Here is a 12518-nt window from a genome sequence, read left to right on the forward strand (position 1 = left end):
AGTGTGGCACTTATGTGCGGACGGTATGCAGCGAGTCGCAGGCCCGAGGACCTCACCGGACTCTTCCAGATCGAGAAGTGGGAACCGGCGGAGGCCCTGGCACCCGACTGGAACGTGGCCCCCACGAAAGAGGTCTACGCGGTACTCGAACGTCCTCTGAAGGACGCGGACGACCGACGTCCGGTTCGCCAGCTGCGCAAACTCAGATGGGGACTCGTCCCGTCCTTCGCCAAGAACCCCGAGGGCGCCGCCCGGATGATCAACGCGCGCGCGGAGACCGTCCATGAGAAGCCCTCGTTCCGCAGGCCCTTCCTCGCCCGCCGCTGCATCGTGCCCGCCGACGGCTACTACGAGTGGGTCACCGGCACCGAGGAGCGGGAACTGGAGGTCCAGGGCAGGAAGAAGCGGCCGCGGAAGCAGCCGTACTTCGTCACCCCCGCCGACGGCTCGGTCTTCGCGATGGCCGGTCTGTACGAGTTCTGGCGCGACCGGACGCTGCCCGACGACCATCCCCAGTCCTGGTGGGTCACCTGCTCGGTGATCACGACGGAGGCGGAGACGGCCCCGCTGGCGGTCGCGCCCGCCCAGGGCCCGAACTCTCTCTCCGACATCCACCCCCGGATGCCGCTGATGCTCACCGAGGACCGCTGGGACGCATGGCTCGACCCGGCCCGTACGGACGCCGACCAGCTGCGCGCCCTGCTCGCACCGCCGCCGTCGGGCCTGATGCGCGCCTATCCCGTGAGCACTGCCGTCTCCAATGTCCGCAACAACGGCCCCGAGCTGCTGGAGGAGCTGGAGGCTCCCGAGGTCGGCACCCTCTTCTGACACTTCGGGGACGCGTGGTGTGACACTGCTGACGTGACACAGAGCGAGATCGTCGAGACACCGGCGGGAGACGCCCGCATCACCTGGCACCCGGCCACCGGCAGGGCCCGCCTCGTGCTGGCCGTGAGCCATGGGGCGGGGGGCGGCATCGAGGCGCGTGATCTGCAGGCGCTCGCCGCCGGCCTGCCCGGTGCCGGGGTGACCGTCGCCCTCGTGGAGCAGCCGTGGCGGGTGGCGGGCAAACGGGTCGCGCCCGCACCGAAGACCCTGGACACCGGCTGGCGCGGACTGTGGCCGGCGCTGGAGAGGCAGGGTCTGCCGATCGTCGCGGGCGGGCGCAGCGCCGGTGCACGTGTGGCCTGCCGTACCGCCGGTGAGCTGGGTGCCCACGCCGTACTCGCGCTGAGCTTCCCCCTGCACCCGCCGGGCAGACCGGAGAAGTCACGGGCCGACGAGTTGCTCGGGGCGGGAGTGCCCGTACTCGTCGTCCAGGGCGGCAACGACCCGTTCGGGAGGCCGGAGGAGTTCCCCGAGGGCGATTACGAGCTGATCGGGGTCGACTCCGCGGACCACGGGCTCTCCGTGCCCAAGCGGGCGGCGTCGACCCAGGAGGAGGCGCTGGCCGTGGCCGTCGAGGGCGTGCGGAAGTGGATCACCTCGCTGAGCTGACGGGGCGGGGACGGGGGGCGGGAATAGTCGCGGGCGGGACCGCTGTTGTGACGGGCGTCAGCACACGAAGTGGAGAGGGAGTCCGTCGCATGGGTTCGACCATCTGCCCGAGCAGGTCGCAGGCCGCTGACCTGGACTGGACGGTGCTGTCCGCACCCAGGACGACCCCGGTTCGGGCGGCGGGCGGAGCGGTTGGTCGTCTATCCTCCGATTCGAGCGGGTCCGGTCTCGGTCTCGCCACGGCGTTGGAGGAGGTGGGTCCGGTCACTGGGACCGACGACGGCCGCACGGACGAGACGGCCGCCGAGCGCAACGCACGATTCGAGCGGGATGCCCTCGGCTACCTCGACCAGATGTACTCGGCCGCGTTGCGCATGACGCGCAATCCGGCCGATGCCGAGGATCTCGTACAGGAGACGTACGCCAAGGCGTACGGCTCGTTCCACCAGTTCCGCGAAGGCACCAACCTCAAGGCCTGGCTGTACCGCATTCTGACGAACACCTTCATCAACTCGTACCGCAAGAAGCAGCGCGAGCCCCAGCGCAGTGCGGCCGAGGAGATCGAGGACTGGCAGCTGGCCCGTGCCGAGTCGCACATGTCGACCGGCCTGCGCTCCGCCGAGTCCCAGGCCCTCGACCACCTGCCGGACTCGGATGTGAAGGAAGCCCTGCAGGCGATCCCCGAGGAGTTCCGTATCGCCGTCTATCTGGCGGACGTGGAGGGCTTTGCCTACAAGGAGATCGCGGACATCATGGGAACGCCCATCGGTACGGTGATGTCCCGACTGCACCGGGGCCGCCGCCAGTTGCGCGGAATGCTCGAGGACTACGCCCGTGAGCGCGGGCTGGTGCCCGCGGGCGCCGGGGAGTCGACGAACGATCGGAAGGGCTCGGGCTCATGAGCTGCGGAGAGCCGCACGAGACGGATTGTGCAGAGGTACTCGATCACCTGTACGAGTTCCTCGACCGCGAAATGCCCGATGCCGACTGCACCAAGTTCGAGGTCCACTTCGAGGAGTGCTCCCCGTGCCTCGAGAAGTACGGGCTGGAGCAGGCGGTGAAGAAACTCGTCAAGCGCTGCTGCGGCCATGACGACGTGCCCGTCGATCTGCGGGCCAAGGTCATGGGCCGGATCGAGCTGATCAGGGCGGGCGAGGCCGTGCCGGAGCACGATGTGACGGCGGCAGGAGCGGATCTGCCGAGCGCGGCTGCGGAGTAACCGCCTGCTGCGGGACGGACGGCACGAGGGGGCGCACCGGAAGGTGCGCCCCCTCTGCGTGCGCTGCGGGTGTGCTGGTGGTGCGTCGGCCGGTGCTCGGGCAGGCGCCCGAGGCGCGTTCCCACGGGGTGTGCCCCCGGCGCGGCCGGATGGAGCCCGGCTCGGTGCCCTGGCGTACGCCCGCGGACACCTGTCCGTCACTCGATGGTGCTAATCGGTCGTTCCAGACCACCGTCCAACGTTCAACTCGTTAGCCTGACGGTCGATTTGGGGGGCCCTGAGGGGCTTGGGAGCCCCCTGGGGCGGCCGAGGAGGGCTGAGGGCGGGTGAGAGGCATTCCGCGCGGGGCGCGTGTTCTGGTTCTTTGTACCGTGGTGTGCGCCGGCGCATGCGTGTTCCCCGTGGCGCTCCCCGGTGTCCCTGTCCCCTGGGGTGAGATCGCACTGCTTGCCGGGATCTACGCGGTGTGCGAGCTACCGGGCCGGGGTCGGTCCGCCGGGCGGACCTCGGGCGCGGCGCCACCGACGGCTGCCGGATCGTTCTTCCCCGTGCTGCTCGCAGCAGCGCTGCTGCTGCCGCCCGCTGCGGCGGCGCTGGCCGCCGTGCCCGGTGCGCTCGTCGCCCCGGTGGACCGGAGACCGGGGGGCGTGCGCAGACTGTGGCGCGCTGCTCAACTCGCTCTGGCCGCCTGGGCCGCGTCCTGGGCGGCCGTGCTGTGCGGCGGGCTCGGCACCACGCCCGTCTTTCCCCGCGTGATGCTGCCCGCAGGGGCCGCCGTGCTGGCGTTCTGTCTGGTGCTCGCAGCGCTCGACGGGGCCATCCTGGCCACGGCCGAACAGCTGCCCCCGAGGGCGGCATGGGGAGGGCTGTTGCCGCGCTCGCTCGCCCCGCACGCCCTGCACGGGCCGGTCGGACTGATGATGGCGGTGCTGTGGCGAAGCCCCTACGGCCCCGTCTCCGCGATGCTCGTCCTGCTGCCGATGTACATCTCCTGCTGGGTCTTCGCGCAGTACCACCGCGAACAGAACGCCCATCGGTCCACCATCCGCGCGCTCGTGCACGCGGTCGGCATCAAGGACAGGTACACCCGTGGGCACAGCGAGCGCGTGGGACGGGCCTCGGTGCTGATCGCACGCGAGCTTGGCATGGACGAGGGACGCCAGGAGGCCCTCCGCTTCGCCGGGGCCCTGCACGACGTCGGCAAAATGGGCGTGCCCACGCGGGTGCTGCGCAAGGACGGGCCCCTCACACCCGAGGAACGCCGGCTCATCGAGCTCCACCCGGAGTACGGGCACGAGATGGTGCGTGGCATCGGCTTCCTGGGGGAGGCCAGGGCGGCGATCCTGCACCACCACGAACGGCTCGACGGCAGCGGCTACCCGTACGGTCTCGCCGGCAGCCGGATCCCCGAGTCCGCCCGCGTCGTGGCTGTTGCCGACGCCTTCGACGCGATGACATCGACCCGCTCGTACCGGCGGGCCCGTCCGGTCGCAGCGGCGGTCGAGGAACTGGAGCGGTGCGCGGGCACGCAGTTCGACCCCCGGATGGTCCGAGCCCTTGTCCGTGGCCTGTCGCGCCATGGCTGGCAGGCGGAGGTCTCCGCGGACGGACCCTCGTCGCCCGGCGCAGGCGGCGGTCCGGCACACGCCGCCGCGCCGGCCACGGGTGCTGCATCCGCCACGGGTGCCGAGTCGGCCACTGTTCCCCCGCCGGCGACAGGTCCTGCGTCGGCCGGGGGGATGCCCGGGCCGGAGCCGCTCCTGGGCGGTCGTCCGGACACGACGGGCCCCGGCGGGCGAACGGGTCGCGGGGGTGCGCGCGGAAGGACCGACGGCCCCGGTGGGCAGGCTGGCGGGCCGGCCACGGCCCTGACGGCCCCCGGCGTCTCCACGGCCGCCACCGGGAGGGTACGGCGGATGGTCGAAGCCGTTGCCACGGCCCGGAACGGCCGTGGCATCGCGGAGAGGCGGCACGGATGAGGCGACCCGTCCCGCTCACCGTCGCAGTCGTGTACGGCGCTGCCGCGGCGCTCGCGGGGGCCGGACTCGTCGGCGCCCTGGGAAACGGGATCGAGGACCCCGGGACCGCCCTCGCTTTCGGGGCGCTCATCGCGGTGGGGGAGCTCGCCCGCCGGGGCGCACCACCGGGGGAGCGTGAGCCTGCGCCCGTCGGGGCGGCCGGGGCGCTGGCGTACGCGTTGCTGGGTGAGAACGCAGGGCGGGCCACGACGCACGGTGTTCTCCAGGTCGTGGCGGTCGTCGTCGCCGGCGCACTCGCCGGTGCCGTACCGCATGTCGCCCGTGGCGACGGGCCCGCGGCCGATCTTGCGGCCCGCCGCGTGCTCACCGTCGCCTTTGCCGCGGCCTGCTTCCAACCGCTCCACAACTCGGGCGAGTTGGCCGAACGGGTCGGCGAGGGCCCGTACCACGCGCTCTACCTCCTGCTGCTGCTCCTGCTCACGGCACTCTGCGACGCCGTGCTCGCCGCACTGATGCTGCGCGCCCGCACCCGCTATCCGTACGGTCCTCTGCTCCGCGACGAGCTGCGCTCGCTCCTCGGCATTGGCTCGGCGGTCTGCGCGACCGGGGCCGTGATGGCGCTCGCCGTGGCCGTCGCGGGGCTGTGGGCGTTACCGGTGTTCTGCATACCGCTGCTCCTGACCCAGCTCGCGTTCCGCCGGTGCGCGGCGATCCGGGCGACCTGCCGCCAGACGGTCGCCTCGCTCGCCCGGGCCACCGAGATAGCCGGTTACACCCCTCACGGCCACGCTCACCGCGTCGCGGCGCTCAGCACCGCCGTCGGGCGTGAGCTCGGCCTCTCCGAAGCCGAGCTGACCGTTCTGGAGTACGCAGCGCTGATGCACGACGTCGGGCAGCTCTCCCTCGTCGACCCCGTCCCGGAGGGTGCCACCGCTTGGCTTCCCACGGCCGAGCAGCGAAGAATCGCCCTGCTGGGCGGCGCCGTGGTCCGCCAGACCGGGGTGCCGGCGGCCGTCGCGGTGATAGTCGAGCGGCAGGCGGATCCGTACCGTGAACAGCCGCTCCCCGCCCGGATCGTCCGCACGGTCAATGCATACGACGATCTCACCGGTCACCGTGCCGGACAGGGCCTGGAAGCCCTGGACGCCCTGGAGCGACTGCGCCTCGGAACCGCCCAGGACCATCAGCCGGAGGTCGTGGAGTCGCTCGCCCGCGTGCTGACCCGGGACCGGCTCGGCCCGCAGGGCCTGCGCTGAGGCCACCGGCGGGAGACGGACGGCCGGTCTGGCCCCCTCCCCGTCTGGGTAACCCATGGGTAATGAGCGAGCGTCCGACCGGGCATGGTTGGATGCGATTGAAGGCAGATACAAGAGACAGCCAACAAAGACACAGACAGGCAATGTGTCGGGGGAAGTGACCCGAGCGACCGGCAGGCGGGAATCGTGAGGATCTTCGGGAAGGTACGGCATCGGCCCTCCGCCTCTTGGCGGCAGGCCACCGACCGCGCGTTCACGCTGATCGGTGACGGCCGGTACGAGGACGCGGGAGCGCTGCTGACCCGCGCAGCGGACCTGGAGCCCTGGCTCTCGGAGTCCTGGTTCAATCTGGCACTGCTGCACAAGTTCCGGCACGACTGGGAGCAGGCGCGCGCCGCAGGCCTGCGCGCCGTCGCACTCCTCGACAAGGAGACCGGCGCCCCCGACTGGTGGAACGTCGGCATCGCCGCCACCGCCCTGCAGGACTGGCCACTGGCCCGCCGCTCCTGGCAGGCGTACGGGCTGAAGGTGCCCGGTGAGGCGGCCGCCAGTGGTGAACCCCTCGGCATGGAGCTGGGAAGCGCCGCCGTACGGCTGTCGCCGGAGGGCGAGGCCGAGGTCGTGTGGGGCCGAAGGCTCGACCCGGCCCGGATAGAGGTGCTGTCCATTCCGCTGCCTTCGTCCGGTCGGCGCTGGGGCGAGGTCGTGCTGCACGACGGTGTGCCGCACGGCGAGCGCACCACCGCCGCCGGCCACAGCTTCCCCGTCTTCGACGAGATCGAGCTCTGGGCACCCTCGCCCGTCCCCACCTGGGTGGTACTGCTGGAGGCCGCCTCCGAGGAGGACCGGGACGCGCTGGAGCAGCTCGCGGCCGACGCCGGTTTCGCCGCCGAGGACTGGTCGTCGTCGGTACGGCTGCTCTGCCGGGCGTGCTCGGAGAGCGTGATGCCGAGCGCCGAGGGCGACGGTGAGCACCTCGATCCGCACGACCACAGTGAACCCGGTCACCCCGGTCCGCTGGGTCACCGCACGGCCGGGGACCTGTGGGTGCCGGAGCGCGAGTGCGGCATCGCGGCGCCCGCCGCACTGGTGCAGGGGCTGCTCGACGGCTGGGTCGCGGACAGCCCGGACAGCCGTGAGTGGCGGGATCTCGAGGAAGTCTGCTGACCACTCCGGCTGGGCCGTAGGCTGTACGGGACATCGAGACCGGGTTTTCAGGAAGGCTTACGGCGGAATGGCGCAGCAGGAGACGGACGAGCAGATCAACGACGGCTTCGTCGTCGATACGGAGGACTGCGAGGAGCGTGAGCGGGCGTACCGCGAGCGCGGCACGTCCCGTCCCATCACCGTCGTGGGCAACCCGGTGCTCCACAAGGAGTGCAAGGACGTCACCGAGTTCGACGACAAGCTCGCGGCGCTGATCGACGACATGTTCGCCAGCCAGCGGACGGCGGAGGGCGTGGGCCTGGCCGCCAACCAGATCGGTGTCGATCTGAAGGTCTTCGTCTACGACTGCCCCGACGACGAGGGTGTGCGCCACACAGGCGTCGTCTGCAACCCCGTGCTCCAGGAACTGCCGCCCGAGCACCGTGTGCTCGACGACTCGAACGAGGGCTGTCTGTCCGTCCCGACGGCGTACGCGTCGCTGGCCCGCCCGGACTACGCCGAGGTGCACGGGCAGGACGCCGAGGGGAAGCCGATCAAGGTGCGCGGCACCGGGTACTTCGCGCGCTGCCTGCAGCACGAGACGGACCACCTGTACGGCTATCTGTACATCGACCGGCTGTCGAAGAGGGACCGCAAGGACGCCCTGAAGCAGATGGCCGAGGGCACGCCGCGCTACGAGACCGTGCCGAACGACTGACGTTCCGGCGGACCGCCGGTGGCCGCGCCCCGCACCGTTTCCGGTGCGGGGCGCTGTCGTTGTGGCCATGAGACCGGGTCCGGGCCCGGCCGGACCGGTTCCCGGGACTGCGGATGCGTGCGCCGGCTGCTGCCTGCGGTCGACGGGTGGTGCACCGCGACCGGCCGGCGCCACGGCTGCCGCGCCCGCCCCGCCGGGCACCGCAACGGGCAGGGGCCCGGACCGTACCCCGGTCCGGGCCCCTGCCGTACGCGTCCGGCCGGAAGGTCAGAAGTCCTCGTCCAGGTCGACCGAGCCCTCGACGGCGACCTGATACGCCGAAGGCCGGCGCTCGAAGAAGTTCGTCAGTTCCTGGACGCCCTGGAGCTCCATGAAGGAGAACGGGTTCTGCGAGCCGTAGACCGGGGCGAAGCCGAGCCGGGTGAGCCGCTGGTCGGCGACGCACTCCAGATACTCGCGCATCGACTCGGTGTTCATGCCCGGCAGGCCGTCACCGCACAGGTCGCGGCCGAACTGCAGCTCCGCCTCGACGGCCTCCTTCAGCATGTCGGTGACCTGCTGCTGGAGTTCGTCGTCGAAGAGCTCCGGCTCCTCCTTGCGGACCGTGTCCACGACCTCGAAGGCGAAGTTCATGTGCATGGTCTCGTCCCGGAACACCCAGTTGGTGCCGGTCGCCAGACCGTGCAGCAGACCGCGCGAACGGAACCAGTAGACGTACGCGAACGCCCCGTAGAAGAACAGGCCCTCGATGCAGGCGGCGAAGCAGATCAGGTTGAGCAGGAAGCGCCTGCGGTCCGCCTTGGTCTCCAGGCGGTCGATCTTCTCCACCCCCCCTTCCCCGTCGAGGGCGGCCATCCACTTGAAGCAGAACTCGGCCTTCTCGCGGATCGAGGGAATGTTCTCGACGGCAGCGAAAGCGGCCGTGCGGTCCTCCGGGTTCGGGAGGTAGGTGTCCAGCAGGGTCAGATAGAACTGGACGTGCACGGCCTCCTCGAAGAGCTGCCGCGACAGATACAGCCGCGCCTCGGGGGAGTTGATGTGCTTGTAGAGCGTCAGCACCAGGTTGTTCGCGACGATGGAGTCGCCGGTCGCGAAGAAGGCGACCAGACGGCCGATCAGGTGCTGCTCGCCGGGGGAGAGCTTGGCCAGATCGGCGACGTCGGAGTGGAGGTCGACCTCCTCGACCGTCCAGGTGTTCTTGATGGCGTCCCGGTAGCGCTCGTAGAAGTCCGGGTAGCGCATCGGACGGAGGGTCAGCTCGAAGCCGGGGTCGAGCAGGTTCTTGACGGTGGTGGCTTCGGTGGGCATTACTGGCAGGCCTCGCAGGACTCGGGGTTCTCGAGCGAGCAGGCGATGGCGTCGGCGTCGGGCGCCGCCTGCTGTGCGGGAATGGGGGCGGTGGTGGCGGCGGTTGCGGACGCGGCGCGCGCGATGCGGGTCGCCGGGCGGGAGCGCAGGTAGTACGTCGTCTTCAGGCCCTGCTTCCAGGCGTACGCGTACATGGAGCTGAGCTTGCCGATGGTCGGCGTCTCCAGGAAGAGGTTCAGCGACTGCGACTGGTCCAGGAACGGGGTGCGTGCCGCTGCCATGTCGATCAGGCCGCGCTGCGGGATCTCCCACGCCGTGCGGTACAGCGCCCGTACGTCCGCCGGGATCCAGTTGAGGCCCTGAACCGAGCCGCTGGATTCGCGCAGCGCCTCACGGGTCTGCGCGTCCCACACGCCCAGCTTCTTCAGTTCGTCCACCAGATAGGAGTTGACCTGGAGGAACTCACCCGAGAGCGTCTCGCGCTTGAAGAGGTTGGAGACCTGCGGCTCGATGCACTCGTACACACCCGCGATCGACGCGATGGTCGCGGTCGGCGCGATGGCGAGCAGGAGGGAGTTGCGCATCCCGGTCGTGGCGATCCGGGAACGCAGCGCGGCCCAGCGCTCCGGCCAGTTGAGCTCCACGGCTGTGCCGTAGTGATCCGGGTGCAGCACACCGCGCGCCGTACGGGTCTGCTCCCAGGCGGGCAGCGGGCCGTTGCGCTCGGCCAGGTCGCAGGACGCCTCGTACGCCGCCAGCATGATCCGCTCGGCGATCCGGGTCGACAGTGCCTGCGCCTCGGCGGAGTCGAAGGGCATCCGCAGCTTGAAGAACACGTCCTGCAGGCCCATGGCGCCGAGGCCCACCGGACGCCACTTGGCGTTGGAGCGGCCGGCCTGCTCGGTCGGGTAGAAGTTGATGTCGACGACCCGGTCCAGGAAGGTCACGGCCGTGCGGACGGTGGCGTCGAGCCGCTCCCAGTCGATGGCGTCCGCACCGGTGCCGCCGTCGGTGACGAACGCGCCGAGGTTGACGGATCCGAGGTTGCAGACAGCGGTCTCGCCGTCGTTCGTCACCTCGATGATCTCGGTGCAGAGATTGGAGGAGTGGACGACGGTGCCGGGCTCAGCGGTCTGGTTCGCGGTGCGGTTCGAGGCGTCCTTGAACGTCATCCAGCCGTTGCCGGTCTGGGCGAGCGTACGCATCATGCGGCCGTACAGGTCGCGGGCCGGGATGGTCCTGCGGGCGAGGCCCGCCTCCTCCGCCTTGCGGTAGGCGGCGTCGAACTCGTCGCCCCAGAGGTCGACCAGCTCGGGGACGTCGGCGGGCGAGAAGAGCGACCAGTCGGCGTCCTCGTTCACCCTGCGCATGAACTCGTCCGGGATCCAGTGCGCCAGGTTGAGGTTGTGCGTACGCCGCGCCTCCTCACCCGTGTTGTCGCGCAGCTCCAGGAACTCCTCGATGTCCGCGTGCCAGGTCTCCAGGTAGACACAGGCCGCGCCCTTGCGGCGACCGCCCTGGTTGACCGCGGCGACGGAGGAGTCCAGCGTGCGCAGGAACGGCACGATGCCGTTGGAGTGGCCGTTGGTGCCGCGGATGAGCGAACCGCGCGAGCGGATACGGGAGTACGAGAGACCGATGCCACCCGCGTGCTTGGAGAGCCGCGCCACCTGGTGGTAGCGGTCGTAGATCGAGTCCAGCTCGTCCAGCGGGGAGTCCAGCAGATAGCAGGACGACATCTGGGGGTGGCGGGTACCGGAGTTGAAGAGGGTGGGGGAGGACGGCAGGTAGTCGAGCCGGCTCATCAGCCCGTACAGCGCGGCGACTTCGTCGAGAGCCCTGGGCGACTCGTCCTCGGCGAGGCCGGCGGCGACACGCAGCATGAACTGCTGCGGGGTCTCGATGACCTTGCGGGTGATCGGGTGCCGGAGGAGGTAGCGGCTGAAGAGGGTGCGCAGGCCGAAGTACCCGAAGCGGTCGTCGGCGGCAGGGTCGATCAGCGCGTCGAGGCGCGCGGCGTGCGTCTGCACGAACGCGGCCGTGCGGTCCGCGATCAGGCCCTCGCGGTGCCCGACGGCGATGGAGTCGGAGAAGGCGACCGCCCCCTGTGTGGCCGCCTCCTCCGCGATCGTGCGGGTGAGCAGCCGGGCCGCGAGGCGCGAGTAGGCCGGGTCCTCGGAGATCAGCCCAGCGGCGGCCTCGGTCGCGAGTTCGCGCAACTCGGCCTCGTCCGAGCCCGCGTGGCGGCCGCGGAGGGCGGCCGCGGCGACGCGGCCGGGGTCCGTGTCGGGGAGATCGGCGGTGAGGTCGGTCAGGATGCGCAGCAGCGCGGTACCTGGCCCATCGGCGGACTGCGTTGAAGCAGGATCGGGCGGCGCGATGGTCACAGGGTGCTCTCCCTCGCTCGGCTCGGGGCCGGCGGGGGCACGGGGCACGGGCGCACTCGCCCGGGGGCAGGGTGCACCGCGTCCACCGACCTGTTTCCGCGAGGCCCGGACGTCGTCGGCACCCGGGCCGGACGGTCCGGGTGCGCCGTCGGCAGGTCTTCGGACTCGCAGGTGTATGCCCTGTGCGACACCGCAAAGGCACACCGGCACACCGTTGCGGGACAGTTCCGGACTCGAACCGGATTCCCCTGCGGCGACAGCGAGCATGAGCATACATGTAGGGGCGGTGGCTTGAGGCACCCCCCACATGTTGTGTCGCCGCGGTTCTCAGAGCTCCAGGCTGTAGGCCAGCAGAGGCACGTCCGCCAGCGGACACCAGTCCCGCTCGGGCGTTCTGACGAAGCCGATTCGTTCGTAGATGCGGTGCGCGGCGTGCATGCGGGGGTGCGTCGACAGGACGAGCCTCCGGCAGCCTTCGGTGTCCCTGGCCCGCTCGATGCACGCCCTGACGAGTGCCTCCCCGGCGCCCCGCCCCCGCGCTTCCGTGGCGACCGCCAGCATCCTGAACTCGGTTTCCCCGTCCTCGGCGATGTCGGCCCAGGGCGCCCCGCCGAGAACGAAGGTCACCCCGCCGAGCACCCGGCCGTCCCGGTCCGCCGCGACCAGTACCTCGGCCTGTCGGGCCCGGGCGACGACGTCCCTCAGACGGTCGAGGTACGGGTCCTCCTCGCCGAAGTCCAGCAGCCTGCCGTCGAGATAGGCCCGTGCCGTGAGCTCCCCCAGGGCCTCGTACTCCGAGGGTTCGGCCCTTCTGACGAAGATGTCCATATCCGAAGTTTCCTCCATGTGCACGAGGGCGGCTCGAGGCCGTTCCCCCGGCCGGTTGCCTCAACACCCCATGTTCCCAAGGCCGCGGAGGGGGTGCGGGGACAATGCGGTGCCGTTTCGGACGGACACGAACGCCGGCCGGCACAGGCTCATGGGGCCCGTGCCGGCCGGCGCCGGGAA

Annotated in this window: 10 protein-coding genes, 1 pseudogene and 1 riboswitch; of the genes and pseudogenes, 8 read left to right on the forward strand and 3 right to left on the reverse strand. The window is 70.9% G+C overall.

Annotated elements, in window-relative coordinates; genetic code table 11:
• The first annotated feature begins 12 nt into the window (after nucleotides 1–12).
• The 8 genes and pseudogenes from AC068D_RS21855 to def all read left to right on the forward strand — a co-directional run bounded on the left by AC068D_RS21855 (nucleotide 13) and on the right by def (nucleotide 7815).
• Nucleotides 13–828 (forward strand): SOS response-associated peptidase, encoded by an 816-nt coding sequence (locus AC068D_RS21855; protein ID WP_478824693.1) that lies wholly within the window; start codon nucleotides 13–15, stop codon nucleotides 826–828.
• Between the two features lie 33 nt (nucleotides 829–861).
• Nucleotides 862–1497, forward strand: coding sequence for an alpha/beta hydrolase family protein (locus AC068D_RS21860; protein WP_478824694.1), 636 nt, complete (start codon nucleotides 862–864; stop codon nucleotides 1495–1497).
• A 254-nt stretch (nucleotides 1498–1751) separates the two neighbouring features.
• Complete coding sequence (locus AC068D_RS21865) at nucleotides 1752–2399, forward strand: sigma-70 family RNA polymerase sigma factor (protein ID WP_478824695.1); 648 nt, start codon at nucleotides 1752–1754, stop codon at nucleotides 2397–2399.
• Nucleotides 2396–2716, forward strand: a complete 321-nt coding sequence (gene rsrA, locus AC068D_RS21870; protein WP_478824696.1) for a mycothiol system anti-sigma-R factor — start codon at nucleotides 2396–2398, stop codon at nucleotides 2714–2716. Before AC068D_RS21865 ends, rsrA begins: the two co-directional genes overlap by 4 nt.
• 326 nt (nucleotides 2717–3042) lie before the next feature.
• Nucleotides 3043–4359: pseudogene (locus tag AC068D_RS21875) on the forward strand (HD-GYP domain-containing protein); the annotation flags it as partial.
• A gap of 332 nt (nucleotides 4360–4691) precedes the next feature.
• Nucleotides 4692–5951: an HD-GYP domain-containing protein gene (locus AC068D_RS21880; protein WP_478824697.1), complete on the forward strand. Its 1260-nt coding sequence runs from the start codon at nucleotides 4692–4694 to the stop codon at nucleotides 5949–5951.
• A gap of 186 nt (nucleotides 5952–6137) precedes the next feature.
• Nucleotides 6138–7118 (forward strand): tetratricopeptide repeat protein, encoded by a 981-nt coding sequence (locus AC068D_RS21885; protein ID WP_478824698.1) that lies wholly within the window; start codon nucleotides 6138–6140, stop codon nucleotides 7116–7118.
• Between the two features lie 67 nt (nucleotides 7119–7185).
• Nucleotides 7186–7815 (forward strand): peptide deformylase, encoded by a 630-nt coding sequence (def, locus tag AC068D_RS21890; protein ID WP_478824699.1) that lies wholly within the window; start codon nucleotides 7186–7188, stop codon nucleotides 7813–7815.
• Between the two features lie 267 nt (nucleotides 7816–8082).
• On the opposite strand, the gene AC068D_RS21895 is transcribed toward def, so the two are convergent.
• From AC068D_RS21895 to AC068D_RS21905, 3 genes are all read right to left on the reverse strand, one after another.
• Nucleotides 8083–9123: a ribonucleotide-diphosphate reductase subunit beta gene (locus AC068D_RS21895; protein ID WP_478824700.1), complete on the reverse strand. Its 1041-nt coding sequence runs from the start codon at nucleotides 9121–9123 to the stop codon at nucleotides 8083–8085.
• Nucleotides 9123–11510, reverse strand: a complete 2388-nt coding sequence (locus AC068D_RS21900; protein ID WP_478824701.1) for a ribonucleoside-diphosphate reductase subunit alpha — start codon at nucleotides 11508–11510, stop codon at nucleotides 9123–9125. Before AC068D_RS21900 ends, AC068D_RS21895 begins: the two co-directional genes overlap by 1 nt.
• 133 nt (nucleotides 11511–11643) lie before the next feature.
• Nucleotides 11644–11783: riboswitch (cobalamin riboswitch) on the reverse strand.
• Between the two features lie 54 nt (nucleotides 11784–11837).
• Nucleotides 11838–12338: a GNAT family N-acetyltransferase gene (locus tag AC068D_RS21905; protein WP_478824702.1), complete on the reverse strand. Its 501-nt coding sequence runs from the start codon at nucleotides 12336–12338 to the stop codon at nucleotides 11838–11840.
• Nucleotides 12339–12518 lie beyond the last annotated feature (180 nt).

Source organism: Streptomyces sp. NPDC043861 (genome assembly GCF_056435905.1).